General features: G+C 68.3%; 23 protein-coding genes. 9 read left to right on the top strand and 14 right to left on the bottom strand.

The features are described from left to right. Positions 1-481 precede the first annotated feature (481 nt). Together HV742_RS24430 and HV742_RS24425 are read left to right on the top strand one after the other, a co-directional pair. Positions 482-1231, top strand: a complete 750-nt coding sequence (locus HV742_RS24430; protein WP_049072965.1) for a response regulator transcription factor — start codon at positions 482-484, stop codon at positions 1229-1231. Between the two features lie 308 nt (positions 1232-1539). After that, positions 1540-2208 carry a response regulator transcription factor gene (locus tag HV742_RS24425; RefSeq protein ID WP_049072966.1) on the top strand — a complete coding sequence of 223 codons (669 nt, stop codon included), beginning with the start codon at positions 1540-1542 and terminating at the stop codon, positions 2206-2208. A gap of 72 nt (positions 2209-2280) precedes the next feature. Here HV742_RS24425 and HV742_RS24420 read toward each other — a convergent pair whose 3' ends face one another. The 13 genes from HV742_RS24420 to HV742_RS24360 form a co-directional block, all read right to left on the bottom strand. After that, positions 2281-3555 (bottom strand): glycosyltransferase WbuB, encoded by a 1275-nt coding sequence (locus tag HV742_RS24420; protein WP_054417276.1) that lies wholly within the window; start codon positions 3553-3555, stop codon positions 2281-2283. Next, positions 3552-4112, bottom strand: coding sequence for a putative colanic acid biosynthesis acetyltransferase (locus HV742_RS24415; RefSeq protein ID WP_054417277.1), 561 nt, complete (start codon positions 4110-4112; stop codon positions 3552-3554). The genes HV742_RS24420 and HV742_RS24415 overlap by 4 nt, the downstream gene beginning before the upstream one ends. Continuing rightward, positions 4109-4993, bottom strand: coding sequence for a glycosyltransferase family 2 protein (locus HV742_RS24410; RefSeq protein ID WP_080977378.1), 885 nt, complete (start codon positions 4991-4993; stop codon positions 4109-4111). Before HV742_RS24410 ends, HV742_RS24415 begins: the two co-directional genes overlap by 4 nt. A 13-nt stretch (positions 4994-5006) precedes the next feature. Beyond that, a complete protein-coding gene (locus HV742_RS24405) occupies positions 5007-6143 on the bottom strand; it encodes a glycosyltransferase (protein WP_175146595.1) in 1137 nt (378 codons plus the stop codon). Next, on the bottom strand, positions 6136-7428 hold the full coding sequence (locus HV742_RS24400) for an O-antigen ligase family protein (protein WP_175146594.1): 1293 nt from the start codon (positions 7426-7428) through the stop codon (positions 6136-6138). Before HV742_RS24400 ends, HV742_RS24405 begins: the two co-directional genes overlap by 8 nt. A 28-nt stretch (positions 7429-7456) precedes the next feature. Then, entirely contained in the window at positions 7457-8374 is a 918-nt protein-coding gene (locus HV742_RS24395) for a glycosyltransferase family 2 protein (RefSeq protein ID WP_232732793.1), read from the bottom strand. 5 nt (positions 8375-8379) lie between these two features. Next, the gene (locus tag HV742_RS24390) at positions 8380-9696 is read right to left on the bottom strand and encodes a lipopolysaccharide biosynthesis protein (RefSeq protein ID WP_049072973.1); all 1317 of its coding nucleotides are present in this window, start codon (positions 9694-9696) and stop codon (positions 8380-8382) included. A 55-nt stretch (positions 9697-9751) separates the two neighbouring features. After that, positions 9752-10705: a GDP-L-fucose synthase family protein gene (locus HV742_RS24385; RefSeq protein WP_063585163.1), complete on the bottom strand. Its 954-nt coding sequence runs from the start codon at positions 10703-10705 to the stop codon at positions 9752-9754. Between the two features lie 6 nt (positions 10706-10711). Next, positions 10712-11821, bottom strand: coding sequence for a GDP-mannose 4,6-dehydratase (gmd, locus tag HV742_RS24380; protein ID WP_006387741.1), 1110 nt, complete (start codon positions 11819-11821; stop codon positions 10712-10714). Positions 11822-11831: 10 nt separating this feature from the next. Then, the gene (locus HV742_RS24375) at positions 11832-12239 is read right to left on the bottom strand and encodes a VanZ family protein (RefSeq protein WP_175146593.1); all 408 of its coding nucleotides are present in this window, start codon (positions 12237-12239) and stop codon (positions 11832-11834) included. Further along, complete coding sequence (locus HV742_RS24370; protein WP_049072975.1) at positions 12232-13662, bottom strand: mannose-1-phosphate guanylyltransferase/mannose-6-phosphate isomerase; 1431 nt, start codon at positions 13660-13662, stop codon at positions 12232-12234. The genes HV742_RS24375 and HV742_RS24370 overlap by 8 nt, the downstream gene beginning before the upstream one ends. Further along, the gene (locus tag HV742_RS24365) at positions 13659-14120 is read right to left on the bottom strand and encodes a GDP-mannose mannosyl hydrolase (protein WP_167352822.1); all 462 of its coding nucleotides are present in this window, start codon (positions 14118-14120) and stop codon (positions 13659-13661) included. The genes HV742_RS24370 and HV742_RS24365 overlap by 4 nt, the downstream gene beginning before the upstream one ends. A 73-nt stretch (positions 14121-14193) precedes the next feature. After that, positions 14194-15603 (bottom strand): undecaprenyl-phosphate glucose phosphotransferase, encoded by a 1410-nt coding sequence (locus HV742_RS24360; protein ID WP_059271864.1) that lies wholly within the window; start codon positions 15601-15603, stop codon positions 14194-14196. 249 nt (positions 15604-15852) lie between these two features. Between HV742_RS24360 and HV742_RS24355 the strand changes: the two genes are divergently transcribed. The 7 genes from HV742_RS24355 to HV742_RS24325 all read left to right on the top strand — a co-directional run bounded on the left by HV742_RS24355 (position 15853) and on the right by HV742_RS24325 (position 25573). Beyond that, positions 15853-16989: a polysaccharide biosynthesis/export family protein gene (locus HV742_RS24355; protein WP_175146592.1), complete on the top strand. Its 1137-nt coding sequence runs from the start codon at positions 15853-15855 to the stop codon at positions 16987-16989. A gap of 104 nt (positions 16990-17093) precedes the next feature. Then, positions 17094-19355, top strand: coding sequence for a GNVR domain-containing protein (locus HV742_RS24350; RefSeq protein ID WP_059271861.1), 2262 nt, complete (start codon positions 17094-17096; stop codon positions 19353-19355). A gap of 18 nt (positions 19356-19373) precedes the next feature. Next, on the top strand, positions 19374-20777 hold the full coding sequence (locus HV742_RS24345) for a phosphomannomutase/phosphoglucomutase (protein ID WP_059271859.1): 1404 nt from the start codon (positions 19374-19376) through the stop codon (positions 20775-20777). Positions 20778-20790: 13 nt separating this feature from the next. Beyond that, positions 20791-22464 (top strand): glucose-6-phosphate isomerase, encoded by a 1674-nt coding sequence (gene pgi / locus HV742_RS24340; RefSeq protein WP_049072980.1) that lies wholly within the window; start codon positions 20791-20793, stop codon positions 22462-22464. Between the two features lie 12 nt (positions 22465-22476). Next, positions 22477-23529 carry a UDP-glucose 4-epimerase GalE gene (gene galE, locus HV742_RS24335; protein WP_054417286.1) on the top strand — a complete coding sequence of 351 codons (1053 nt, stop codon included), beginning with the start codon at positions 22477-22479 and terminating at the stop codon, positions 23527-23529. A 183-nt stretch (positions 23530-23712) separates the two neighbouring features. Continuing rightward, entirely contained in the window at positions 23713-24660 is a 948-nt protein-coding gene (gene epsC, locus HV742_RS24330; protein WP_049072982.1) for a serine O-acetyltransferase EpsC, read from the top strand. A gap of 85 nt (positions 24661-24745) precedes the next feature. Next, complete coding sequence (locus tag HV742_RS24325; protein ID WP_175146591.1) at positions 24746-25573, top strand: NAD-dependent protein deacetylase; 828 nt, start codon at positions 24746-24748, stop codon at positions 25571-25573. Positions 25574-25766: 193 nt separating this feature from the next. Here the strand turns inward: HV742_RS24325 and HV742_RS24320 are convergent, their stop codons facing one another. Continuing rightward, the gene (locus tag HV742_RS24320) at positions 25767-26621 is read right to left on the bottom strand and encodes an inositol monophosphatase family protein (protein WP_049072984.1); all 855 of its coding nucleotides are present in this window, start codon (positions 26619-26621) and stop codon (positions 25767-25769) included. Positions 26622-26698: the final 77 nt, after the last annotated feature.

The raw sequence follows: 26698 nt of genomic DNA, 5'->3' as shown, positions 1-26698 counted from the left end.
ACATATAGACAAGCCTTTGCGCCAATCCGGCCTATCCGTGCGATCCGTGACAGCCCCCGCGGCCAGGCGCGACCTAACCTTTCAGCAGTCTGAACACGGCCCTTGCGGCCGGTGCCACGCTCTTGCGCCGTGCGGTGGGGGTACGATCGGAGCGGGGAGATCTTGGTAAAAACCCTAGCGGATGAATGGATGATGGCCCGCTCTCATCCGGATTTACGATGGTGATTAAGGCTAACGAATGATTTCTGTTTTTGTCGGATTATATCGCCACGCAACGTCTTGATTTTGCCAATTCCGAACCATAAGATGGGTTCATGCCATCCGTTATGTTGGCTACGAAAGTCTCCCAGCCCAAATGGCCCGGTGCAGCGTCATTAGATATTCCGGGATATTGCGGACCACCCCCGCGAGGGCTGGAAAAAAATAGTCTTCAGCACAGCGAAGATCCCTTCTAGGCCTGTTGAAAAACCGGGAGGACACCATGGCCAAGATGGTCCTGATTGAAGCCCATCCGCTCCTGCGGCTGGGGTTGTGGCAGATTCTGAGCAAGTTGGACGATGTGTGGGAAATCGAGGGGATGGGGCTGGCCGATGTCTCCAAGGCCAGTGGCGGGCATGCGGGCGCCGATCTGCTCATCTACGGCTTGCCCGTGGATAGCGAGGAAGCCTGGAGCACGTTGCACGAGATCCAGCGCGAGCTGAGTCCGAAGCGCATCCTGCTGCTGACGGATGTCATGCCGTTGCCCATGCCGGTGCAGGGCCTGCCCGGCGCCAGCGTCTACGGCTGCCTGATGAAGACGGCGTCGGTCGAAATCCTGGAAGCGGCGATCCGCCTGGTCATGGCGGGCGGGCAGTGCTTTCCCAGCGAACAGGCCTTGCAGGCGCCGGCGCAGGCAAGCTGCGCCTTGCCGGCGCGCGACCTGGACGATGGCGCGGGCAAGGGCGCCATGCCGGTCAGCGCCGGCGCCCAGTTGCTGCAGATCACACCGCGGCAATACGAAGTGCTGGTGCTGCTGGCGCGCGGCTATCCCATCAAGACGGTCAGCCGGATGCTGAACATCTCGGTCGCAACGGCCAAGACGCATGCCTGCACGCTCTACCAGCGCCTGCACGTCAAGAACAAGGGCGAGGCCGTTTACGCGGCGCTGCAACGGGGCGCCACGCTGGAATGGCACGAGCCGAACGGCCGCGACGCCGACGCCGGACAACTGTACGGCCGCAAGCTGGGTTAAGGGCGGGGCTGGCGCACCCCGCCATCCCTCCTAGGTCATACACACTGCAGCATCGACGGTCGCCGTGCCGCAGCATTCCTCCTCCAATCATCCTCCTGAACGAGATTCAGCGAAGGTAGCCGCTGATAGCATGGGTCGTGTCCACAAGCATGGGTTGAGATGGCGAATCACCAAGCGCGCCAGAGCGATGCCACGTAGTGGACGAGATTCCCGTGAGCCTGGCGAGGCGCTGGAACCGCCATTGCCGCCGTGCGCAGCCGTGCCATGGGAACCGTGTCTGGACCCTGCGTCACAAGGTTCCCTCCGGGATGACAACCGTTCTAATCGAAGACTACGCCCTGCTTCGTGTCGCCATCCAGCATGTGCTGGAGCGGGTACGGAACGCAGAGGACATTCTGGCGATCTCGCCCGCACATCTCGTGAACATGCCGGGTTCCCTCAATCGCCCCGTTGAGTTGCTGGTGGTGGGGTGCAGCGGCGCCGCCGAGGCCGACATCGGCCTGCTGTCGCAGGCGATGGCGCTGTTCATGCCGCGCCTGGTGCTGGCGCTGTACTCGGTGCTGGACCAGAACGTGATGGCGGCCTGCGCGCGCGCCGGCGTGGCCGGCTACCTGCCCAAGGCATCCAGCCCGGACGCCCTGGCCGCCGCCGTCAGCCTGGTGCTGGCGGGCGGTGAGTGCTATCCGCAACCGCAGCCCAGGCCCCTGTCGACGTCACAGGCGTCGTTGCCGGAGCTGCGCGAGCTGACGCAGCGGCAGGAGGAGATCCTGCAGTTGCTGGTGCAGGGCAAGACCATGCGCGAGATCGGCCAGCAGGTGGGGATATCGGTGGCCACGGTGAAGAGCCACGCGCGCACCCTGTATTGGAAGCTGAACGCGCGCAATCAGGCCGAGGCGGCCTATATCGCGGTGCAGATGGGGCTGGTGCGCGGCGCCACGCCGGCCGCCGCCGCTGGCAAGGGCGACGACAGCGTGTAGCGGGCGCGACCCGCCGCCCCGTGGCCAGCGCGTGGCGCCGAGGGCGCCGGGGCAGAATCCGGGCGATCGAGCCTAATGGCCGGCGTCGCGGCTGGCGGCTTCGGTGGTCCGCGTTGCGCGCGGCGCGGGCGCGCCCGCGACGGCGGCGAATTCGCGCTCGGCGGCGGCCAGCACCGCGTCCACGTGCAGGTGGTCGAGCGCATGGCGACGCGCCGCGGCGCCCAATGTTTCCCGGATCTCGCCATGGTGGGCCAGCTTGCGCACCGCCTCGGCCATGGCGGCGGCGTCCTCGGGCGGCGTCACCAGGCCGCAGCGCGCCACCACGCCGGCCAGTTCGGTGCCGCGCGCGGCGCCGCACACCACCGGGCGGCCGCTGGCCAGCATGCCGGTCAGCTTGGACGGCATGACCAGGTCGGCGGCGCCGGCGCGCTGCGGCAGCAGGTGGATGTCGGCGGTGTTCAACAGCGCGCCCAGCCGCGCGGCGGGCTGCAGGTCCAGAAAGCGCACCCGCGCCAGCCCCTGGCACTGCGCCTGCAGCGGCGCGCGTTCGGGGCCCTGGCCGCAGAACACGAACCACAGCGATTCCTCCTGTTCCAGCAGGCGGGCCACCTCGGCCAGCGTCTGCAGGCCCTGCTTGCCGCCCATGTTGCCCGAATACAGCGCCACCACCGCGCCGGCGGGAATGCCGAGTTCGGCGCGCAGGTCGCCGTCGCGGCCGGGCGCGATGGCCTCGACATCGATCCAGTTGGGCAGCAGCACCGCGCGCGCCGGATCCACGCCCTTGTACAAGGCCAGGTCCAGCATGCGGCCGGAGATCGTCGAGACGCGGTCGAAACGCCGCATCAGCCAGCGCTCGGCGCGCCGCACGGCCGCGCGCAGCCAGGCGCCCTTGAGCAGGCCCAGGTCGAACGCCGCATCCACTTCGTAGTCCTGGATGTGCAGCCAGGCGCGCGCGCCGCACAGCCGCGCGGCCAGCCAGGCGGCCGGCGCGCAGAACAGGGCGGGCTCGACCACCACGATCACGTCGGGCCGGCCGGCCGCCGCGCGCAGCAGCGACGGCAGGCTGGAAAGCGCGAAGCTGGCCAGGTGCAGCAGGCGCTTGGCGCCGCCGGGCCGGGCCGGCACCCACAGCGGCGCGCGCCGCACGTCGACGCCGGCGCGCGTTTCGCGCTGGTAGCGGCCGGCGCGGTAGCCATCGTGCACGCGCCATTGCGGATAATAGGGCGGCGCGGTGACGACGCTGACCTGGTGGCCGCGCGCGGCCAGCCATTCGGCCAGTTCCGCGCTGTATTTGCCGATGCCGGTCAGCTCCGGCGCGTAGTTGATGCCGTACAGGAGGATCTTCATGCCGGCGGCGCCACGCGCGGGCGGATGGGGCGGCAGGGATTGCCGTGGCACACCATGGCGGGCGGCAGGCTGCGGAACACGGAGCTGCGCGCGCCGACCACGGCCTCGCGGCCGACGGTGACGCCGGGGCCGATGAAGACATCGGTGGCGACCCAGGCGCCGTCCTCGATGCGCACGGCGCGCTCGCGCAGCGGGAAGTCCGGCTGCGCGGCGTCGTGGTCGGCCGCGCAGAGGTAGCTGCGCTGCGACACCACGGCATGCGCGCCGATATGGATGGGCCCCAGGCTGTAGACCACGGCGTCGTCGCCGATCCAGGCGTAGTCGCCGATCGTCACCTTCCAGGGATAGGTGATGGTGGCGCTGGGGCGGATCAGCACCTTGCGTCCGACCTGCGCGCCGAAGCAGCGCAGCAGCCAGCGCCGCAGGCCGTAGGCCACTTGCGGCGACCAGCGGAACAGGGAGCCCTGCACCAGCCACCACAACTGTACCGTCAGCGCCGAACGGCCGCGCTGGCCCGGCGCCAGGGTGAACTGGTCCAACCGCTGCAGCGCGCTCATTTGGCCGCTCCGCTGAGCGCATCGCCTTGCGCCGGATCGACGGCCAGGCGGGCCTGGCGGATTTCCTCGGTCTTGATGCGGATCTGCCAGTAGTACATGGCGCGGGCCACCGCGTAATCGAAGCCGGCGCGGCCATCGAGAAAACCCAGGCGCAGCAGGTAGGAATGCAGGAACGAGATCGGCGCCTTGAACGGCAGCGCCTGGAACAGCCGCTTGAGCAGCGCCCGCGCGCCGACGTTGGCCTCGCGCGGATCGTTCATCAGGCCCTTGATGCGCAGGTTGGCTTCCCAGTCGGAATAGCGGTTGTGCTTGTCGAAGTAGTGGTAGAGCGAATCGTGGTCGTTGTGCACCATGCGCGCCCGCAGCGCGAAGGTTTCGCCTTTGACCTGCGGCTGGTAGTGGCCCTCGACCTCCCACATGTGGGCCACGTCCAGATCGTCGTAGTCCAGGAAGCGCGACTGATCGCGCGCCAGCAGCGCCAGCTTGTAGACGCGGTGGCCGTGGCGCAGCTTGCGGCCGCAGAACACATAGTCGAACGGCACGAAGGCGCCGCCGGCGCCGGCGGCAAAGCGCGGCAGCGCCGCGCGGATCTCGGCGGCCAGTTCCGGCGTCATTTCCTCGTCGGCGTCGACATACAGCACCACCGGATGCGTGAACGGCAACTGTTCCAGGCACCACTGCTTTTTCTTTGGATATTTGCCGTTCCAGTTGAAATTGCTGACCTTGGCGCCGAGCGCCGCGGCCATGGCGCAAGTGGCGTCGGTGCTGTTGGAGTCGACCACGAAGACCTCGTCGAACTCGGCCAGCGCCTTCAGGCATTTGGCGATATTGCGTTCCTCGTTCTTCGTCATGACGACGACGGATACCGGTATCTTGGACATGATGCTTTCCTGTTCAGGATGCGCCGCGCCGCATCAGCGGCTGGAACAAATCGATGACGTCGCGGCAGTGCCGCTCCAGTGAAAAGGCGTCGGCGCGCCCGGGGCCGTCGGCCGCGAGCCGTTCGCGCATGTCGCCGTCGTAGGCCAGCCGGCGCACCGCGGCGGCCAGCGCCGCCGCATCGCCCACCGGCACCAGCAGTCCGTAGCGGCCCGCGTCGAGGATTTCGGCCGGGCCGTGCGGACAATCGGTGGAAATGACCGGCACCCCCAGGCACAGGGCCTCGACCAGCACGTTGCCGAAGCTCTCGCGCACCGAAGTCAGGGCGAAGGCGCCGGCGCTGGCGATCACCGGAAACGGGTTGTCGATGTGGCCGGCCAGGGTGACCGGGCTGCGCGAGGGCCGCGCGTCGATGCGCCTTTGCAGCGCGCCGTGCTCCGAACCTTCGCCCAGGATGGTGAAGTGGATGCCCGGATCGTCCAGCAGCGCGGCGGCGTCGATCAGCGTGGCGTAGTCCTTGACGGCCTCCAGGCGGCCCACCGCGACCACGTGATAGGGCGCGCCGGCGTCGGCCGGCGCGGGCCGCGAAGCCGCGGCGCTCTGCTCGCGCACGTCGTCCAGCGGCACGCCGTTGTAGATGGTGCGCACCTTGCCGCGCAGCGGCGGGAACATGCTGACCAGGTCCTCCTTGACGCCGCGCGAGACGCCGACGACGGCGTCGTGGCGGCGGTAGGTATGGCTCACCAGCCAGCATTTCAGGCCGCGCATGCGCGAGGCGCCGTAGTGGATGGCGGGGCTGCTGTGCTCGAACGCCACAATGGCGAAGTCGCCGCGCAGCGCCTTCTTGGCCAGCACCACCAGCATGTTGCACAACAGCCCGTGCGAGCAGACGATGGCCGGGCGGTCGCGGCGGATCTGCGCCACCAGGCGCGCGAACGCCAGCGGCAGCATCAGGCGCAGCGCCGCCGGCGATTCCAACACCGGCAGCGCCCGCGTCACGCGCGGGTTGGCGATCGGGTATTCGCGGTTGCGTGAACGCAGCAGGAACAGCCCGGCGTCCACGCCCCGCCGGGGCAGGGCGTCGGCGATGAAGGCGACACATCTTCCGACGCCGCCATGCAGGTCGGGGGCGACGAACAGGACATCAGGCATGGGGCAGTACTCGCGGTGGCGCCCGGCGCATGGCGTCCGGACGGGAGCTGGGAGCCGCGGGCGCGGGCTGGGGCGTGGGCATGGCCCGGGCATTGCGGAGCAGCGACAGGCAATAGCACAGCAGGAATCCGGTGAAGGCGGTCTTGGGCGCGTAGGCCAGGCCGCCCGAAAGCGAGTCGACGAAGATGTAGATCGGCGCGGTGGCGATCAGGTAGCGCCGGTGCAGTTCCAGCCCGGGATGGGCGTAGCGTCGGCCCAGCGACAGCAGCAGGATCAGCAGCGGCGGCAACATGATCATGACGGTGCCGACGATGCCGAACTTCATCAGGTAGAAGGCCCAGGAGTTGTGCGCGAAGGTGCTCAGCTCGAAGCCGTTCTCGCCCATCACCCAGCTGCGAAAGCCCGCGCCCTTGCCAAAAACCGGGCTCTCGGCGAACGAGTCCATCTGCCCCTGCATCTCCTGGATGCGGGCGCCGTAGCTGGAGTCCTCGTCGAGCCGCTCGACGCTGAAAATGCGGTTGGTCAGCACGTCCAGGTAGCCGATGCTGGCGAACACCAGCACCCCGGCCACGGCCGCGGGCGCGAAGATCAGCACCACCCGGCGGCGGATGTCGGGACCCGCGCCCAGCATCATCGCCAGCAGCACCGCCACCATCAACTGCAGGTACTGGCTGCGGTTCAGCGAGAACACCAGCGCCAGCAGCATGTAGACCGTCAGCGCGTAGGCCTTGGGCCCGGACACGTTGAGCGTCCTGCGGAAGTACAGAAGCGACACCACGCCGAACGGAATCGCCCACACCCCGAGGCGCACATTGCGCAGCGGATTGGAAATGCTGAAGCCCTGCAGTTGCTCCAGCAGCATCAGCGTGGCCACGGCCAGGCAGGCCGCCACGATGTACTTCTGCAGCACCGCGTAGGCGGCCGGACTGTCGATGTCCTTGTAGCAAAGGAACGGCACGCTCAGGAAGTAGAAGACGATGCGCAGGTCGCGCGCCACGTCGCCGGTTTCGATGCCGGGATGATGCAGCGACACCAGCAGCAGATAGATCACCGACAGCACCTGCAGGCCCAGCAGCATGCCGAGCGCGCCGCGCGGCAGCGCGTACGCGGCCGGATCGGCCAGCCGCAGCGCCTTGACCACCAGGATGGCCACGAACAGCACATCGAAGGGCGACAGCTTGAAGCTGCCGACCCCCAGGATGAAACGGTCGTCGTTCAGGGCCAGCGCGGTGAACGCGAACAGCCCCAGCAGGTGCAGCGTGGAAAGGCGGCGGTGCGGATGCATGGCGGCTCCATGGCTGGGGATTGGGGGGTCAGTGCGCGGCCCAGTCGTCGCGCCCGAACAGCTTGATGGCGAGCTTTTCGACCAGATACGACAGGTCGCCCTGGCGCGCATGCGCGGCCACCTGCGAGGCCCGGCACGACAGGCCGAACAGTTTGCCCATGCCGGGTTCGGTGCGGCGGATGCGGTCGACGATCTGTTCGCGTTCCTCCAGCAGCACGTCCTGCATCAGGGCGGTCTTGGTTTCGTCATGGGCGGTGTACACGCCCATGGCGTCCGGCACGATCAGGTTCCTGCCCTCGCGCAGTAGCCGGCTCCACAGTTCCAGGTCCATGCAGTAGCGCATGCTTTCCTGCAGCAGTCCGTGTTTGCGCAGCAGGTCGCGGCGGAAGATGGCAGACTGGTTCGGGATAGAGGCCTTGACCACCGTGAGCGTGCCGCGGTTGACCGGGGTGTAGTGGATCTTGCGGAAGATGTGGTTGTCGGCGTCGGCCACGAACAGGTTGCCGCTGACGATGGGCGCCCGGCCCCGGGCCGCGGCCGCGCCCAGCTTGCGCAGGGCGCCCGGGTAGTACAGGTCGTCGGAATTCTGCCAGCCGACGTAGTCGCCGGTGGCGCGCTCGAAGCCTTTGTTGATGGCGTGCGACTGGCCGCGGTCCGGCGTGCTTTCCCAGTAGGTCAGGTAGCGTTCGTACTTGCGGATGATATCGACGCTGCCGTCGGTCGAGCCGCCGTCGATGATGATGTACTCGAGCCGCGGGTAGCCCTGGTTCAGCACCGACACAATGGTGCGCTCCAGGAACCGCGCCTGGTTGTACGAGGGCGTCACGATGGTCAGCTTGGGCAGCAGGCCGCCGGCGATGGGCGCGGGGGGACGCAGCTCGCTGACGAAATCGATGAGCTGACGCGAGTACTCATTGTGGCGCTTGCGCATATAAGACCTCAGCATGATGGCTACCGGGTGGCCGCAGGCAGGGCGCCCGGGTAGTCGGGCCGGGATTGACGGATCGCGAGCGCCACGCCGGCCAGCGTGATCGCCGCGTAGGCCATGCGGCCCCAGGCCGCGGCGTGTTCGCCCGCCGCGTGCACCAGGGCGGCCATGACGCACAGCATGGCCAGGCCGCCCAGGCCGTTCAGGATCGCCACTGCCCGGGAATTGCCCAGTCCGAGCAGCGAGAAATGCGCGGCCGCGTTCAAGGACAGCAGGCCGGAGGCAATGATCAGCAGGCGGAAGGTGCCCAGGTGGCCCTCGGCCACGGCATGCCCCAGCAGCAGGTCCAGCAGCGGCTGGCTGACCGCCAGCACCGCCAGCGTGGCGCCCGCCGACAGCAGCAGGTTCCACAGCATCAGGCGGCGGATCTCTTCCTCGGCCGCGCCCGGATGCGGCGGCGCGGCGCTCAGCCGGCTGACGCGCGGCATGGCCTTCTGGAAGATCGCCACCGAGGCGGTGTGGATCATCTGGCCCACCTGCACGCCGACGGTATAGATGGCCAGCGCCGCCGGCCCCATCAGGCTGCCCACCAGCACCCGGTCGACCGAGCCGAACGCCAGCGCGCTCAGGCTGTTGAGCCAGGACCAGCGCGAGAACCGGAACGCGTCCAGCATGGCGCCGCGGTCGCGCACCGGGCGCACCAGCACATGGCCGTAGCGGCGCGCGAATACGCGCATCTTGACCGAGCCGGCCAGCAGCAGGCCGAGCGCCTGGGCCAGGCCGGTCCAGGTGGGCGAGGCCGTCAGCCAGGCGGTGGCGCAGGCCAGGGCCATGGTGCCGCTGCGGCTGACCAGTTCGCACAGCGCGGTGGCGCGGAAATCCTCGCGGCCCTTGAGGCAGCCGGACATCAATTGGTCGTATTGCTGAGTCAGGTAGACGGCCAGCGCCGGCATGGCCAGCAGGGTGACGGCCACGCCGCCGAAGGTGGCGGCGGGCCAGCCCCACCACACGCCCAGCCACAGCAGCGCCGCCACCAGCGTCACCACGCCCAGCGCGCAGCCGATCAGCGACATGGCCACGCCGGCCGCGCGATAGGCGCCGCCGGGCTCGTGCATGCGCTCGGACACCAGCTTGGTGGCGGTGACGGCGGCCCCCAGGTTGGCGGCGTTGCCGAAGCCGGCCAGCGCGATGATCATCGAGTACTGGCCGAAGCCCACCGTGCCCAGCTGGCGGAACAGGATGGGCAGCGCCACCAGCGCCGCGACGGGACCGATGCCATATTCCACCAGCCCCCAGAACGAGGCATTGCCGGCGACGTGCTTTCTGATGAGTCGGTACATCGGAATGCCTGTTTTCGATAGGCGTGGTTAGGGCCTGTTCACACTGAAAGGAGCCTCAGGCCACGGGCAGCGGTTGGCGCGCCTGCTCGCGCAGGAAATGGCCATAGGCCAGCGTCACGCCATGAATCAGGGAAATCTCCGGCTTCCAGCCCAGCGCGCGCACCCGCGCCGAATCCATCAGCTTGCGCGGCGTGCCGTCGGGCTTGCTGGCGTCGTAGACGATGTTGCCCTGGTAGCCCACCACCTGCGCCACCACCCGCGCCAGCTCGGCGATCGACAGGTCCTCGCCGGCGCCGATGTTGTAGATGCCGTCGGCCGACGGCGTCTCCATCAGCATTACGCAGGCCCGCGCCAGGTCGTCCACGTACAGGAACTCGCGCAGCGGCTTGCCGGTGCCCCACAGCGTGACGCTGTCCTGGCCCGCCTCGCGGCCCTCGTGGAACTTGCGGATCAGCGCCGGCAGCACGTGGCTGCTGTGCAGGTCGTAGTTGTCGTGCGGACCGTACAGGTTGGTCGGCATGGCGCAGATGAAGCGCGCGCCATATTGCCGCTGGTAGGCCTCGCACAGCTTCAGACCGGCGATCTTGGCGATGGCGTAGGGTTCGTTGGTGGCCTCCAGCGGCCCGGTCAGCAGCGCGTCCTCGCGGATCGGCTGCGGCGCCTCGCGCGGATAGATGCAGGACGACCCCAGGAACAGCAGCTTGCGCACGCCGGCCGCGTAGGCGGCGCGGATCACGTTGCACTGGATCATCAGGTTGCGGTAGAGGAAGTCCACCGGATGGTTCTGGTTGGCCAGGATGCCGCCGACCTTGGCGGCGGCCAGGTACACCACGTCGACCGGCGTGGTCGAGAAGAAGCGGTGCACCTGGTTCTGGTTTTCCAGGTCCAGTTCGCTATGGCTGCGCGTGATGATGTCGCGGTAGCCGCGCTCCTGCAGCTCGCGCACCAGCGCGGCGCCCACCATGCCGCGATGGCCCGCCACGAACACGCGTTGGTCCGGATTGCTCATGGCGGACTACTCCTTGTAGGCGTAGATTTCGTAGCCGTTCTGTTCCACCAGCGCATCGCGCCGGGCGTCCTTCAGGTCGCTCTCCACCATTTCCTTGACCAGCTGGGCGAAGCTGGTGCGCGGCGACCAGCCGAGCTTTTCGCGCGCCTTGGTCGGGTCGCCCAGCAGGGTTTCGACCTCGGTGGGGCGGAAGTAGCGCGGGTCGACCCGCACGATGACCTGGCCGGGCTTGATGTCGTGCACCGGGCTGAACAGCACGGTGGCGGTCTCTTCCAGACCTTCGCCCTCCCAGGCAAGCAGGATGCCCAGTTCGCGCGCGGCGGTATTGATGAACTCGCGCACGCTGTATTGCATGCCGGTGGCGATGACGTAGTCCTCCGGCGTGTCCTGCTGCAGCATGAGCCACTGCATTTCGACGTAGTCGCGCGCGTGGCCCCAGTCGCGCAGCGCCGACAGGTTGCCCAGGTACAGGCATTCCTGCAGTCCCAGCACGATGCGCGCCAGGCCGCGGGTGATCTTGCGCGTCACGAAGGTCTCGCCGCGCTTGGGCGATTCGTGGTTGAACAGGATGCCGTTGCAGGCGTACATGCCGTAGGCCTCGCGGTAGTTCACGCTGATCCAGTAGGCGTACAGCTTGGCCGCGGCGTAGGGGCTGCGCGGATAGAACGGCGTGGTTTCCTTCTGTGGGGTCTCCTGCACCAGACCGTACAGCTCCGAGGTCGAGGCCTGGTAGAAGCGGGCCTTGTCCTCCAGCTTGAGGATGCGGATGGCTTCCAGCAGGCGCAGGGTGCCCAGGCCGTCGGCGTTGGCGGTGTATTCCGGCTCCTCGAACGACACCCCGACGTGGCTTTGCGCCGCCAGGTTGTAGATCTCGTCGGGCTGCACTGATTGCACGATGCGGATCAGGCTGCAGGAATCGGTCATGTCGCCGTGGTGCAGCACGAAGTTGCGCGGCTGGTCATGCGGATCCTGGTACAGGTGGTCGATGCGCGCGGTATTGAAGAGCGACGCGCGCCGCTTGATGCCATGGACTTCATAGCCCTTGGCCAGCAGGAATTCGGCCAGGTATGCGCCGTCCTGGCCGGTGACGCCGGTAATCAGTGCCCGTTTTGGCATGGTTTTATCCTTAAGACTTAGTCACTGCACGAAAAGAGCCGAAGGCTGCGGAACCGATGTTCAACGAGATTACTGTCGCACCCGCCGCGGAGATATCGGCCAAAAGGTCTAAGAGTTCGGCCTGTCGATAGGCAAAAAAGGACTGGATGCCTTCGTCCAGCGCACCCAGGGCGGAGACGGCCAGCAGCGCCGTCAACCCTGGCCGCCGCTGCACCGAGAGGTAGACCAGCACGGTCAGGAAGGCGTAGGCCGCCAGGTGCAGGCGCTTGTCGCCGAACGCGTCGGACATCTCGGCGGCCAGCCCCGGCAGGTTGCCCACCGTCACCAGGGTGACGAAGAACAGCGCCGCCAGCGGCAGGCAGATCCGGGCCAGGCCCGGCCGCCAAAAGGATGAGGCCGCGCGCCGGGGGTCAGACACGGCCGTACATGTCCTGGAAGCGGACGATGTCATCCTCGCCCAGATAGGCGCCGGACTGCACCTCGATGATTTCCAGCGGGATCTTGCCGGGGTTCTCCAGGCTGTGGACTTCCCCCAGGGGGATGTAGGTCGATTGGTTCTCGGTCAGCAGGTATTGCTTGTCGCCGTTGTAGATGCGCGCCGTGCCCGATACCACCACCCAGTGCTCGGCCCGGTGGTGGTGCATCTGCGACGACAGGCGCGCGCCCGGCTTCACGGTGATGCGCTTGACCTGGTAGCGCGGGCCCTGGCCGACCGAGTCGTACGAGCCCCAGGGACGCTGCACCTCGCGGTGGTGATTCAGTTCGCTGCGATGCTGCACCTTGAACGCCTCCACCAGCCGCTTGACGTCCTGCGAGCGGGTCTTGTGCGCTACCAGCACGGCGTCGGCGGTCTCGATCACCACGATGTCGTCCAGCCCGACCGAGGCCACCAGCCGGCTGGTCGAATGGATCAGGCAGTTGCGCGAGTCCTCGACCATTACGTCGCCGCTGGTGGAGTTGCCTTCGGCCGATTTGCGGGCGATGCCCCAGACCGCGTCCCACGCGCCGACGTCGCTCCACGGCGCGGCCAGGGGGATCACCACGGCGCTGTCGGTGCGCTCCATGATGGCGTAGTCCATCGAGTCGCTGGGGCAGGCCTCGAAGGCCGGGCCGTCCAGCTGGAACAGCGCCGGCTCGCCATGGCCGGCGGCCACCGCCGCGCGCACCTGTTCCAGGATGCGCGGCGCCAGCCGTTCCAATTCGGCCAGGAAGACCGAGGCCTGGAAGGCGAACATGCCGCTGTTCCAGTAGTAGCTGCCGTCCTCGATGAAGCGCTGCGCCACTTCGGGCGAGGGCTTTTCGACGAAACGCCGCACCTTGCGGGCGGGCGCCATGGCGCCGGGTTCGGCCGCCTGGATGTAGCCGTAGCCGCTGAGCGGCGCCGTGGGGGTGATGCCGAAGGTCACCAGGGCGCCCTGGCGCGCGGCCTGGTAGGCCTGGGCGAACGCGGCGGCCAGCACCGGGCCGTCTTCCAGCACGTGGTCGGACGGCATGATCAGCATCACCGGGTCCTCGCCGTCGCGCATGGCGCGCAGCGTGGCGGCGGCGATGGCCGGGGCGGTGTTGCGGGCGAACGGTTCCAGCACGATCTCGGCGTCCTGGATGCCCAGCTCCTGCGCCTGTTCGGCGGCGATGTAGCGGTGCGCGTCGTTGCACACCAGCATGGGGCGGGCCTGGGCGCCGGCCGAGTCCAGCCGCAGCAGGGTGTTCTGCAGCAGGCTGCGGTCATCGGTCAAACGGATGAACTGCTTGGGCAGCAGCTCGCGCGACAGCGGCCACAGGCGCGAGCCGGAGCCGCCGCAAAGGATCACGGCCCGGTACGGAGGATGGGGGTTGGTCATGGCGCTGACTCCTTGAAGTAGGCCTGGGTGTACGGATGGGCGCCGGGGTCGGCGGCGATGGCCGCCGCGGGCTGCCAGCGGTAGCGGCGGTGCTGGCCCAGCGGCAGGCTGGCGGTGTCCAGCGTGAACTCGGCCTCGTAGGCGAGGACGATGTAATGGGTCGAGCGGCCGGTCTCGCCGGCGAAATTGGTGCCATAGAAGTGTTCGTACACGCCGCGCGGGCGCCAGGCCTGCGGCGGCAGCGTCAGGCCCAGTTCCTCGCGGGCGATGCGCTGCAGCGCGCGCGACAGGGGCTCGTTCTTGCGGATGCGGCCGCCCGGCACGAACCAGCTCCCCTGGGCCGGCGGGTTGCTGCGCAGGCCGGTCAGGTAGCGGCCGTCGGCATCGCGCAACAGCAGGTCGATGGACACCAGCGGCAGCATCTCCACCGCGCGGCGGAAGTCATCCTCGGCCAGCAGGCCGGGCGGCGGCGCGGCGGGGGCGGGCGCCGGGCGCGCGCGCGACGGGACGATCATGGGCCAGCCCAGCGGTTCAATAGACATTTCGCCCCGTCCATCCGGAGATCGCCGTGCGGGCGATGATCATCAGGTCCATCCGGAACGTCCAGTGCTGGATGTAGTAGATGTCATGCTCGACGCGGTCGCTCATCTTGCGCAGCGTGTCGGTCTGGCCGCGCAAGCCGTTGACCTGGGCCCAGCCGGTGATGCCCGGCTTGACGCGGTGCCGCATCATGTAGCGCTGCACCAGGTCCTTGTACAGTTCGTTGTGCTCCAGCGCATGCGGGCGCGGGCCGACCACCGACATGTCGCCGCGCAGGACGTTCAGGAATTGCGGCAGCTCGTCCAGGCTGGTGCGGCGCAGGAAGCCGCCGATGCGGGTGACGCGCGCATCGTTGCGGGTGGCCTGCGTGACCACGCCGTGCTCCTGGTGCACGGTCATGGTGCGGAACTTGTAGACGTGGAACACCTTGCCGTCCACGCCCAGGCGCGGCTGGGTGAACAGCACCGGCCCGCGCGAGGTCAGCTTGACCAGGCAGGCCACGGTCAGCATCAGCGGCGACAGGCCGATGAGGGCGCACAGCGCGAAGCTGCGGTCGAAGGCTTCCTTGGCCCAGCCGCGCACGCCCGCCGCGGGCAGGCTGTTCAGCTGGATCGCGGGCAGTCCGAGGAATTCGCCGATGCGGTGGCCCAGCAGCTGGATCGACATCACGTCGGGAATCCAGCGGATGTCCACCAGGTCGTTGCGCAGGTGGTAGAGGACCTCGCGCAATTCCTGGCCGGCCTCCATCGGCAACACGATCCAGACTTCGCGCACGGTGTGCTCGCGCACAAAGGCGTGCAGCTTGTCCAGGTCGTGCAGGCGCCGCACTTGCGGCGGCAGGTTCTCGTGCGGCTCGGCGTAGATGCCGGCGACCTCATAACCCGCTTCGCGGTAGCGTTCGACGCGCCGCCACAGGTCATGGCCGAGCGCGCCGAAGCCGACCAGCAGCACGCGCTTGCGGTTCAGGCCGCGATCCCGCGCCGCGCCCAGCACCGCGTACACGGCCAGCCTGACGCCGGCCAGCGCCAGGGCCGCGCAGCCATACCAGGTCGCCGCCCACAGGCGCGATACCGACGCGCTCTGGTGCATGAGAAAGCTGACCAGGATCCCCAGCGCGAAGACCAGCGACCATGCCGCCAGGCTGCGCACGATCAGGTCCGCCAGCCGGCGGCCGCGCCATGACACATACAGGCTGAACGCCGGAAACAGCGCGATGACGCCCAGGCCGCACAGATAGATCAGGAACAGATGGATCTGCGGCGGATCGGCCATCGCCTCATCCGCGAACTTCAGCTCGGTGACGGCCAGGCCGCAGATAACGACGATCGCCGCGTCCAGCAGCCGGTACAGATAGCTGGATCGGTTCGACCTGCTTGACGTGTCCGTGAGGGACGGGTCCATCGCGCACTCCTTCGTTCTTCGGGGAGGCGCCCTGGGGGCCGCGAAAAAAAACGCTGCACCGCCGCAAGGCATGTGGCTACCGTCCAAATCTTATTGAGTGCCCGGCGCACCCGAAACCTCCAAACGATGTAGGAGAAGGCTTAAGGCATCCGTCGAATGTGCGGGGGCTTGAAAAGGGAGTGGAATGTCGCAACCCGTTACGCATCGGGCTCCTTTCCAAGCAACGAAGTCATTCACAGTGGATTTGCCATGACGACATTTTTCGGAACGTTGAGCCGAGCCATCGCTGCCATCGCGCTCGTGTCCTCGCTGGGCGCTTGCGCCCTTTCTCCCGGCATGACCTTTGATGCCAAGCACCTGGTCGATCCGCTCGATCCGAATTCGGTGGCGCAGATCAAGGAAATCACGCCCAGCCTGGTGCTGGAGGACAACCGCGCGCGCCAGGCGCTGCTGGACAACGACGGGGTATCGCGCCTGGTCGACAAGGCCGAGCCGTATCGCATCGGTCCCGGGGACATTCTTTCTATCGTGGTCTGGGATCACCCCGAGCTCGTGCTTCCGACGCAAACCTACGCCATCGGCACGGGGGTGACCGAACTAGCCTTCGGGGATACCGCCTCGGGCATTCCGGGGTATACGGTCTCATCCTCCGGATATATCCAATTTCCCTATACGGGACTGCTGAAAGTGGCGGGGTTGACGGAACTTCAGGCGCGCAATCTCATAGTCAACAGTTCGGGTAAATACATCCAGAATCCGCAGATCACGGTGCGCGTGCTGGGCTACCGCAGCAAGCGGGTCTACGTCGAAGGCGAGGTGAAGACGCCGGGTACCGTCGCGATCAACGACATTCCCATGACGCTGCTGGAAGCGATCAACCGCGCGGGCGGGGTGCTGCCCACCGGTGACCGCAGCAGCGTCTATGTCATCCGCGAAGGCAGGAAGACGCGCGTGAATCTGCCCGCGCTGATCGACCGGGGTCAGGATCTGAACCAGGTGATGCTGAAGTCGGGCGACATCGTCAGGGTGACGCCGCGCGACGAAAGCAAGGTGTTCGTGACCGGGGAGGTGACCACGCCGGCCTCGATCGTGATGCGGGACGGCAGGTTGACGTTGAACGAAGCGCTGGGCGTGGCGGGAGGCCCCAACCAGCTGACCGCGGACTCGTCGCAGGTGTTTGTGGTGCGCAGTACCGAGCAGGCGACGCCGCTGGTGTTCCATCTGAACGCCGCTTCGCCGCAGGCTTATGCGGTGGCGGAGAAGTTCGAGTTGCAACCCAAGGACGTCGTCTTCGTGGATACGGCGGCGCTGGTGCGGTGGAACCGCTTCATCAGCAACCTGTTCCCGAGCGCGCAAACGGTACAGACCGTGCATTCAATCAAGTAATCGACCCTCGGGGCCCGCCCCGCGCCGCTGGGCGCGGGGCCGGGATCCGGCCCACGCCTTTGGGGGCGCCGCGACCGCGGCGGCGCCTAATCTTGGAGAGCTGCATGTCGTTGCCCATCGAATCGTTCGAGCCCTCCGTCCCGGCTCGCCAGCAGGAAACCCCGCTGTCCTCGCACGTGGACGCCATTTTCTCCAACCGTTGGCTGATCATCGCCATCACGCTGATCGCGCTCTTGGGCGCGGTGGTCTATGTCATGGTCACCCCTTCGGTCTATTCGGCCGACATCATCGTCCAGGTGGAGGAGGAGCTGCCGCAGGGCCAGAGCCGCAGCCTGCTGGGCGACGTCTCGGCCATCTTCGACACCAAGGCCGAGACCTCCGGCGAGATGGAAGTGCTGCGCTCGCGCATGGTGGTGGGACCGGCCGTCGACAAATTCATGCTGTACATCCATGCCAAGCCGCGCTATTTCCCGGTGGTCGGCGAATGGCTGGCGCGGCACTACGAAAGCCTGCCGTACCCGTCCGGGCTGCCGCGCGGCGGTTACGCCTGGGGCGGCGAGTCGATCTCGATCTCGCAGCTGGACGTGCCCAATGAATGGCTGGGCAAGCCCTTTCGCATCACCACCCTGGGCGAAGGCGCCTACACCCTGAACGACAAGATCACCGGCGCCACGTTCAAGGGCACGGTCGGCAAGCCCGAGCATTTCGTGCTGCCGGGCGGCGGCGCGCTGGACGTGCACATCGACGCGCTCAGCGGCCGGCCTGGCACCGAATTCACGGTGTCGCGCACCTCGCGCCTGGCGGCGATCGAGGACGTGCAATCGCGCCTGGGGATCTTCGAACGCGGGCGCACTTCGGGCGTGATCGGCGTGACGCTGGAGGGTAATGATCCGGCGCTGACCACCGCGGTGCTGAACCAGATCGGCCAGGAATACGTGCAGCAGAACGTCAATCGCAAGTCGGCCCAGGCGGAGAAATCGCTGGCGTTCCTGGACGAGCAGCTGCCGCAACTCAAGCGCGAACTGGACGCGGCCGAGACCAAGTACAACTCGCTGCGCAACAAGCGCGGCACCATCGATCTGAGCGAGGAAGCCAAGCTGATCCTGGCGCAGTCGGTGGACGCCCAGACCAAGGTGATGGAGCTGCGCGCCAAGCGCCAGGAACTGATCACCCGGTTCGCGCCGACCCATCCGAGCATTGTCGCCATCGACCGCCAGATCGCCTCGCTGACCGGCGACGTCAACCGCATCGGCAACAACATCAAGCAGCTGCCGGACCTGGAACAGGACGTGGTGCGGCTGGTGCGCGACGTGCGCGTCAACACCGAGCTTTACACGGGCCTGTTGAACAACGCCCAGCAACTGCGCCTGATCCGTGCCGGCAAGGTCGGCAACGTGCGCATCCTGGACGCCGCGGTGCAGCCGGACAAGCCGGTGCGTCCCAAGGCCGCCATCATCATCGCCGTGGTCACGGCCATCGGCCTGATCATCGGCGTGCTGTGCGCCTTCGTGCGCAACGCGCTGTTCGGCGGCCTGTCCGAGCCGGACGATGTCGAGCGCTACACCGGCCTGCCGGTGCTGGCGGCGATTCCCCACAGCGATCTGCAGGACAAGCTGTGGCGCCGCAGCCGGCGCAAGAACGCCACCGTGCCGGCATTGCTGGCGCAGAGCCAGAGCAACGCGCCACCGATCGAAAGCCTGCGGTCGTTCCGCAACGTGTTGCAGGCCTCGCTGCGCCAGTCGGCCAACAACATGGTCATGTTCACCGGGCCGGTGGCCGGCGTCGGCAAGTCGTTCCTGTCGGCCAACTTCGCCTTCATCCAGGGCGGGGTCGGCAAGCGCGTGCTGCTGATCGACGCCGATTTCCGCAAGGGCCAGCTCAATCGCTATTTCGGCGTGCCCAAGGAAGACGGCCTGTTCGAGGTGCTGTCGGGCACGCTGCCGCTGGAGCGGGTGCGCAAGCACAGCGTCTCCGAGGGCGTGGACTTCATCGCCACCGGCGCGGTGAGCTTCGATCCATCGGAGCTGCTGGCCTCGCCGATCTTCGGCCAGACCCTGCGCGAGCTGGCCAGCCAGTACGACATGGTCATCCTGGATACGGCGCCGGTGCTGTCCTCGCCCGACGCGGCGGTGGTCGGCACGCATGCCGCGGCGGTGATGGTGGTGGTGCGGTCGGGCATGAACACGGTGGGCGAGATCCGCGAGACCGCCAAGCGCCTGATCCAGGCGGGCGCGCCGGTGGATGGGGTGCTGTTCAACGGTCTCAAGCTGATGCCCGAGCGCTTCGGGTTCCGTTCCAAATATGGCGGATACCGCTATTCGCGGGCGGCCTATTACGGTGACTTCAAGCAGAACGGCCCCAAGTAAACCCCGCGGAGAACTGGCATGCATGGAACGTTTGGCTGGGAAACCCCGCAGATCCTGGATGCGGTCTTCAAGGCGTACGACATACGCGGCACGGTGCCCGAGGAAATCGACGCGCGCTTCGCCCACAGCCTGGGCATGGCGGCGGGCGCGCGGGCGCTGGAACTGGGCGCGCGCGCCATGGTGGTGGGGCGCGACGGGCGCCTGAGCAGCGTGGAACTGGCGGCGGCGCTGCAGGCCGGCCTGCGCTCGGCCGGGTTGCACGTCATCGACATCGGCATGGCCACCACGCCGATGGTGTACTTCGCCACCTGGCTGATGGACACCGGCGCCGGCATCGCCGTGACCGGCAGCCACAACCCGCCGACCCACAACGGCTTCAAGATCGTGATGGACGGCGCCTCGCTGTACGGCGAAGGCATCACCGCGCTGCGCGACGCGATGCGCCAGCCGATCGAGTCGGCCAGCGTGGCCGGCGGCCGCACCCAGATGCAGATCCAGCCCTGCTACGCCGCGCGGCTGGTGGGCGACATCCGCATGGCGCGACCGATGAAGATCGCCATCGACTGCGGCAGCGGCGTGGCCGGCGCGGTGGCGCCGGCGTTGTTCCGGGCGCTCGGCTGCGAGGTCACGGAACTGTTCTGCGAGGTGGACGGCTCGTTCCCGGGCCATCATCCCGACCCCGCCGATCCGCAGAACCTGCAGGACCTGATCTATTGCCTGCGCTATTCCGATTGCGAGGTGGGGCTGGCGTTCGACGGCGACGGCGACCGGCTGGGCGTGGTCACCAAGTCCGGCCAGATCATCTGGCCCGACCGTCAATTGATCCTGTTCGCGCGCGACGTGCTGGCGCGCAACCCTGGCGCCGAGGTCCTTTACGACGTCAAGTGCAGCCGCCACGTGGCGCGCGCCATCGCCGAGGCCGGCGGCAAGCCGACCATGTGGAAGACGGGACACTCGCTGATCAAGGCCAAGATGCGCGAGACCGGCGCGCTGCTGGCCGGCGAGATGAGCGGCCATGTGTTCTTCAAGGAGCGCTGGTATGGCTTTGACGACGGCATCTACGCGGCCGCGCGGCTGCTGGAGATCCTGTCGGCGGCGCCCGATCCGTCGGCGCTGCTGGAAAGCCTGCCGCAGTCCTGCGCCACCCCCGAAATCAAGCTGGAAACCACCGAGGGCGAACAGTTCGCGTTGGTCGCGGCGCTGCGCGAGCACGGGCAGTTCCCCGGCGCCCTGTCCATCAACGACCTGGACGGGGTGCGGGTCGACTACGCCGATGGCTTCGGCCTGGCGCGGCCGTCCAACACCACGCCGACGGTGGTGCTGCGTTTCGAAGGAGACACCGTGGCCGCATTGGCCCGCATCGAGGAGGACTTCCGCAATGCGTTCCGGCGCGTTGCCCCTCATATCCGTTTACCGTTCTAAGGAGCATCACGCGATGGGAAAGGCGAATTTTGCGAGAGAGGCCCGGGCCGGGGCAGAAGCGGACAGCCTGGCCGCCAGCGCCGAATGGCAGGCATTCGCGCAGGCGGCGCGCGGCGCCGCGCTGGACGGGAGCACGCTGAAGGTGATCGAGGCGGCCGGCTTGTGCGTGGACCTGACGATGCAGCGGCAGTCCGGCGCGCTGGACGCCGCGGCGCAGGCCTTGCTGCGCGCGCGCGGGCTGGACGCCGCGCGCCAGGCGCTGTTCGGCGGCGGACCGGTCAACTGGACCGAAGGCAAGCCCGCCTGGCACACGGCGCTGCGCGCCGGCCGCACCCGCGAACAGCCGGACGGGCAGGACGAGGACTCGGTCTGCGAGTACGCGCGCATGACCGACTTCGTGCGGCGCATCGATCAGAGCGCCGATTTTTCCGCGGTGCTGCACATCGGCATCGGCGGCAGCGACTGGGGGCCGCGCCTGGCGATCCAGGCCTTCGGCGGCGCCGGGCAGCGCCGCCAGATCCGCTTTGTCTCCAACATCGACGGCCACGCCTTCCATGATGCGGTGGCCGGGCTGGACCCGCGCCGCTGCCTGGTGGTGGTGTCGTCCAAATCCTTCACCACCGCCGAGACCCTGCACAACGCCCGCGCCGCCATCGCCTGGCTCAAGCAGGGCGGCGTGGCCGATCCGTCCGAACACCTGGCGGCGGTCACCGCCAACGTGCCGGCGGCGCGCGCGCTGGGCGTGCCGTCGAGCCAGGTGTTCCGCATGTGCGACTGGGTCGGCGGGCGCTATTCGGTCTGGTCGGTGGCCGGGCTGTCTATCGCGCTGACCGTCGGCGCCGACGTGCTGATCGGCATGCGCGCCGGCGCCGAGGCCATGGACCAGCACTTCCAGCAGGCGCCGCTGGCGGCCAATGCGCCGGTGCAGCTGGCGCTGGCCGGGCTGGTCAATTGCAGCGTGCTTGGCCACGGTTCGCTCAACATCGCGGCCTACAGCGCGCGGCTGCTGCACCTGGTGACCTATCTGCAGCAGCTGGAAATGGAATCGCTGGGCAAGCGCGTCGGCGGCGATGGCGCCGAGGTCGACGTGCCCACCGCGCCGATCATCTGGGGCATGCCGGGCACCGACGGGCAGCACACTTTCTTCCAGTGGCTGCACCAGAGCGCCCAGGGCGCGCCCGTCGATTTCATCGCCAGCCTGCAGGGCCACCCTGACAGTCCCGACGCCCACCGCATGCTGCTGGCCAACTGCCTGGCGCAGCGCCAGGCGCTGATGCGCGGCAAGAGCCTGGAGCAGGCGCTGCTGGACGTGGCCCACATCGACGACCCCGACAAGGCGCTGAGCCTGGCGCACCACATGGTGCATCCCGGCGGCCGGCCGTCCACGCTGATCGTGCTGCGCCAGCTCGATCCGCGCGCCCTCGGCGCGCTGCTGGCGCTGTACGAGCACAAGGTGTTCGTGCAGAGCGTGGTGTGGGGCGTCAATCCCTTCGACCAATGGGGCGTGGAACTGGGCAAGCGGCTGGCGAGCGGCATCGAGCGCGAGCTGGCGGTGCCGGTGTCGGCCGGCGTGGTCGATTGGGGCCACGACGCTTCCACCTCGTACTGGATCGACCGCTATCGCGGCCATGCCCAGGCGCCGCGGCCGCGCCATGCCTGGGTGCCGGGCGTGGCGGCGCACCTTTGACGGAGAGCGGGCATGACGGACATGCGCGTGCTGGTCACCGGGGGCGCCGGCTACATCGGCGCCCACACTCTGGTGGCGATGCTGGCGGCGGGCCAGCGGCCGCTGGTGCTGGACAACTTCAGCAACGGCAGCGCCGAGGCGGTGCGGCGGGTCGAGCGCCTGTGCGGCGCGCCGATCCCGCTGGTCGAGGGCGACATCCGCCAGACCGGGCTGGTGCAGGCGCTGCTGGCGCGCGAGGCGCGGCGCGGCGACCCGGTGCAGGCGGTGCTGCACCTGGCCGGCTGCAAGGCGGTCGGCGAATCGGTGGCCGATCCGCTCAAGTACTACGACAACAATGTGGCCGGATCGGTGGCGTTGCTGCGCGCCATGCGCGACGAGGGCGTGACGCGGCTGGTGTTCAGCTCGTCGGCCACCGTCTATGGCGAGCCGCGCTCGCTGCCGTTCACCGAGGCGCATCCGCTGGCGCCGGCCAATCCGTACGGCCGCAGCAAGCTGATGGTCGAGCAGATGCTGCGCGACCTGTGCGCGGCCGAGCCGGCGTTCGGCGCGGTGACGCTGCGCTACTTCAATCCGATCGGCGCGCATCCCAGCGGCCAGATCGGCGAAAGCCCCCGCGACGTGCCCAACAACCTGTTTCCCTATATCACGCAGGTGGCGGTGGGGCGGCAGCCGTTCCTGAACGTGTTCGGCGATGACTACGCCACCGCGGACGGCACCGGCGTGCGCGATTATCTGCACGTCATGGACCTGGCGCAGGGCCATGTGCAGGCCCTGGCCTATGCGGCCGGCCACCCGGGCTTCGTGGCGGTCAACCTGGGCACCGGGCAGGGCACCAGCGTGCTGGAGCTGGTGCGCGCCTTCGAGCGGGTCAACCAGTGCCGCATCCCGCTGCGCACCCGGCCGCGGCGTCCCGGCGATATCGAGCGGATGTGGGCCGATCCGGCCCTGGCCGCCTCGCTGTTGGGCTGGCGCAGCACGCGCGGCGTGGATGCCATGTGCGCCGATGGCTGGCGCTGGCAACAGGGCAATCCGCATGGCTATGACCCGGAGTCCGCGGCGCCATAACCCCAACGGCGTGTCGGATGGGTTCCGCGAAGCGGGCCGAGCGGTTACAGTTGACGGAAATATTGCGAAGCAGCATCGCCGCGCGGCCCCGCCGTCACGCGCGATGCACCGTCACCGAGGCACTGTCATGCTCGATTCTCATCCGTTCGCCGGCCCGGCCGGCATCCCGCAGGGGCTGTCCCGATGAGCGGCCCGGCCTACCTTCCCACCGCCCACTGGAACCTGGACAGCATCGTCTCGGGCCTGCGCCAGGCGCGCGTGGCCTGGCGCGGCCCGCGCGGCCGCCTGCGCGAAGACGCCGGCCTGCGCGAGTTCCCGTCGCAGGAGGCGCTGCGCCAGATCATCAAGGACCTCTGTGGCGCCTTGTTCCCGATGCGGCTGGGCCCCATCGACCTGCGCGAAGAGGTCGAGGACTTCTACGTCGGCCACACCATCGGCGCGGCGCTGGACGCGCTGCTGCACCAGGTCAACCTGGAGCTGCAATACGTCAGCCGCGACGATCCTGCGCTGCTGGCCGATTCGCAGCCGCGCGCCATCGAGATCGTGCGCCAGTTCGGCGCCGAGCTGCCGCGCGTGCGCGCCGCGCTCGACCTGGACGTGACCGCCGCCTACCAGGGCGACCCGGCCGCGCACAGCGTCGACGAAGTGCTGCTGTGCTATCCCGGCGTGGCCGCCATGATCCACCATCGCCTGGCCAACGTGCTGTACCGCCTGGGCGTGCCGATGCTGGCGCGCATCGTGGCCGAGATCGCCCACGCCGACACCGGCATCGACATCCATCCCGGCGCCACCATCGGCCGCAGCTTCTTCATCGACCACGGCACCGGCGTGGTGATCGGCGAAACCGCCATCATCGGCGACCGCGTGCGGCTCTACCAGATGGTCACGCTGGGCGCCAAGCGCTTCCCGCCGGGCGAGAACGGCGAACTCAAGAAAGGCCTGGCGCGCCATCCGCTGATCGAAGATGATGTGGTCATCTACGCGGGCGCCACCATCCTGGGTCGCGTCACCATCGGCAAGGGCTCGACCATCGGCGGCAACGTCTGGCTCACGCGCAGCGTGCCGCCGGGCAGCAACGTGACCCAGGCCAGCCTGGTCAGCGACACGCCGGATTGCGGCCTGGGCGGCTGAGGTCCGCGGTGCGGTGGGCGGCTTCGATGCCGCCCGCGTCCGGCCCGGGCGGCCTGCTCGCCCGCGCCTCGATACGGGAGCCTGGATGGACACACGTGTTTCGGATCTGGCCGCGCTGCGCGGCTTCGTCGACCGCCACCCGCGGCTGTTCGTGCTGACCGGGGCGGGCGTCAGCACCGATTCCGGCATCCCCGACTACCGCGACACCGACGGCGAATGGAAACGCTCGCCGCCGATGACGCTGCAGACTTTCATGGGCGGCGAATACGCGCGCGCCCGCTACTGGGCCCGCAGCATGGTGGGCTGGCGCCGTTTCGGCCAGGTGCAACCCAACGCCTCGCATCGCGCGCTGGCGCAATTGCAGCAGCGCGGCCGGGTGTCGGTCCTGGTGACGCAGAACGTCGATGGCCTGCACGAAGCCGCCGGCAGCCGCGACGTGGTCGACCTGCATGGCCGGCTCGACCAGGTGCGCTGCATGAACTGCGACTGGCGCGGCCGCCGCGATGCCTGGCAGGACACGCTGCACCAATACAACCCCGGCTGGATCGCCTTCGAGGCCGATGACGCGCCCGACGGCGACGCCGACCTGGAGGGCGTGGACTTCGCGTCGTTCCAGGTGCCGCCCTGTCCGGTCTGCGGCGGCATCGTCAAGCCCGATGTGGTGTTCTTCGGCGAGACCGTGCCGCGCGAGCGGGTCGACCGCGCCAATGCCGGCCTGATGGCGGCCGACGCGGTGCTGGTGGTGGGCTCGTCGCTGATGGTCTATTCGGGCTACCGCTTTGTCACGGCGGCCTCCCGCAACGGCATGCCGATAGCGGCCATCAACCTGGGCCGCACCCGGGCCGACAACCTGTTGACGCTCAAGATCGAGCTGCCCAGCGCCATGGCGCTGGAGGCGCTGACGGCGGCATAAAAGCGGGACGGACAGCGGCCGGTTTTTGACCGGTTTAACCAAGTGCCCGCCCTGTAAGGATTTTTTTGCGCCGTTACAGACCTTTCCAAAGGGTTGTCCACAGATACTGTGGATAATTCCTAGGGATTACCCCGATTTTGCGAGCAAGTTGGGGCTATTTTCGACCCCTGTGTGGTCATCTGGCCCCGGTATTTCAACCTTCGGCGTCGGCAATGGCGTCGCCCAGCAGGGCCTTGCGCGCCGCGTGCCAGCTGCCGGCATCGGGGGCGTACAGCAGGCCGCCGCTGCGGTGGGTGGGCTTGTAGGGCGAGCCATCGAAGCGCGCCGCGTAGCCGCCGGCTTCGCGGTGCAGCAGCCAGCCGGCCGCGTGGTCCCAGGCGGTCAACTGGTTGTACAGCGCGACGTGGCTGTGGCCGGCCGCCAGCATGCGGTATTCGTGAGCGGCGCAGCGCAGGCTGGCGGTGCTGCCCAGGCGCGACAGGTTGCCGTTGACCGTGGTGCGCAGCGGCTCGGGCAGGGCGCCGGTGGAAATCAGGCCGTCCATGTCCTCGGGCGGCGCGGGGCTGGCCACGGCCAGCGGCGCCTGCTTGCCGTTCTCGTACTCCATCCAGGCGCCTTCGCCGCGCACCGCCAGCGCGCTGTCGCGGTTGACCGGGTCGTAGATCACGCCAGCGATCACGTCGCCGCGATGGCAGGCCGCGATCATCATGCCGAACAGCGGCAGGCCGGCGACGTAGTTGCGGGTGCCGTCGATCGGGTCGATCAGGAATGCCAGCTCGGCGTCCACCAGCATGTTCAGCAGGGCGGGGTTGCGGGTCGAGGCTTCCTCGCCGATCAGCACCGCGCCCGGATGCAGCTTGGCCAGGCGCGCGGCGATCAGGCGTTCGGCGGCCTCGTCGGCGTCGGTGACCAGGTCACGCGGCGAGCTCTTGTCGCGCACGCTGCCTTCGGGCAGGTTGCGAAAGCGCGGCATGACCTCCGCCTGCGCGGCTTCGGCCAGGATGCCGGCCAGCTTGCGGGTGTCGTCACGGGTAAAGGTTCTGCTCATGGTCGCTCGTCCAGGGAACGCGCAAATCTATCACGCCTGGGCGGCATTTGATCGCGATTTATAACCGCATGAACTTA

The sequence above is a fragment of the Achromobacter ruhlandii genome (assembly GCF_902859695.1).
GTDB lineage: Bacteria > Pseudomonadota > Gammaproteobacteria > Burkholderiales > Burkholderiaceae_B > Achromobacter > Achromobacter ruhlandii.
The sequence above is the reverse complement of the archived record's forward strand: the minus strand, read 5'-3'. Positions and strand labels throughout refer to the sequence as shown.

Excerpts from the sequence above, each read along its gene's own strand:
- HV742_RS24430 (WP_049072965.1), top strand. The coding sequence starts at position 482 with ATGGCCAAGATGGTCCTGATTGAAGCCCATCCGCTCCTGCGGCTGGGG.
- HV742_RS24400 (WP_175146594.1), bottom strand. The coding sequence starts at position 7,428 with ATGCATCCGCACCGCCGCCTTTCCACGCTGCACCTGCTGGGGCTGTTC.
- HV742_RS24405 (WP_175146595.1), bottom strand. The coding sequence starts at position 6,143 with ATGCCTGATGTCCTGTTCGTCGCCCCCGACCTGCATGGCGGCGTCGGA.
- HV742_RS24350 (WP_059271861.1), top strand. The coding sequence starts at position 17,094 with ATGTCGTTGCCCATCGAATCGTTCGAGCCCTCCGTCCCGGCTCGCCAG.
- HV742_RS24415 (WP_054417277.1), bottom strand. The coding sequence starts at position 4,112 with ATGAGCGCGCTGCAGCGGTTGGACCAGTTCACCCTGGCGCCGGGCCAG.
- HV742_RS24345 (WP_059271859.1), top strand. The coding sequence starts at position 19,374 with ATGCATGGAACGTTTGGCTGGGAAACCCCGCAGATCCTGGATGCGGTC.
- HV742_RS24370 (WP_049072975.1), bottom strand. The coding sequence starts at position 13,662 with ATGACCAACCCCCATCCTCCGTACCGGGCCGTGATCCTTTGCGGCGGC.
- HV742_RS24325 (WP_175146591.1), top strand. The coding sequence starts at position 24,746 with ATGGACACACGTGTTTCGGATCTGGCCGCGCTGCGCGGCTTCGTCGAC.
- epsC (WP_049072982.1), top strand. The coding sequence starts at position 23,713 with ATGAGCGGCCCGGCCTACCTTCCCACCGCCCACTGGAACCTGGACAGC.
- HV742_RS24425 (WP_049072966.1), top strand. The coding sequence starts at position 1,540 with ATGACAACCGTTCTAATCGAAGACTACGCCCTGCTTCGTGTCGCCATC.
- HV742_RS24320 (WP_049072984.1), bottom strand. The coding sequence starts at position 26,621 with ATGAGCAGAACCTTTACCCGTGACGACACCCGCAAGCTGGCCGGCATC.
- galE (WP_054417286.1), top strand. The coding sequence starts at position 22,477 with ATGACGGACATGCGCGTGCTGGTCACCGGGGGCGCCGGCTACATCGGC.
- HV742_RS24385 (WP_063585163.1), bottom strand. The coding sequence starts at position 10,705 with ATGAGCAATCCGGACCAACGCGTGTTCGTGGCGGGCCATCGCGGCATG.
- pgi (WP_049072980.1), top strand. The coding sequence starts at position 20,791 with ATGGGAAAGGCGAATTTTGCGAGAGAGGCCCGGGCCGGGGCAGAAGCG.
- HV742_RS24420 (WP_054417276.1), bottom strand. The coding sequence starts at position 3,555 with ATGAAGATCCTCCTGTACGGCATCAACTACGCGCCGGAGCTGACCGGC.
- HV742_RS24355 (WP_175146592.1), top strand. The coding sequence starts at position 15,853 with ATGACGACATTTTTCGGAACGTTGAGCCGAGCCATCGCTGCCATCGCG.
- HV742_RS24395 (WP_232732793.1), bottom strand. The coding sequence starts at position 8,374 with ATGCTGAGGTCTTATATGCGCAAGCGCCACAATGAGTACTCGCGTCAG.
- HV742_RS24360 (WP_059271864.1), bottom strand. The coding sequence starts at position 15,603 with ATGGACCCGTCCCTCACGGACACGTCAAGCAGGTCGAACCGATCCAGC.
- HV742_RS24410 (WP_080977378.1), bottom strand. The coding sequence starts at position 4,993 with ATGTCCAAGATACCGGTATCCGTCGTCGTCATGACGAAGAACGAGGAA.
- gmd (WP_006387741.1), bottom strand. The coding sequence starts at position 11,821 with ATGCCAAAACGGGCACTGATTACCGGCGTCACCGGCCAGGACGGCGCA.
- HV742_RS24390 (WP_049072973.1), bottom strand. The coding sequence starts at position 9,696 with ATGTACCGACTCATCAGAAAGCACGTCGCCGGCAATGCCTCGTTCTGG.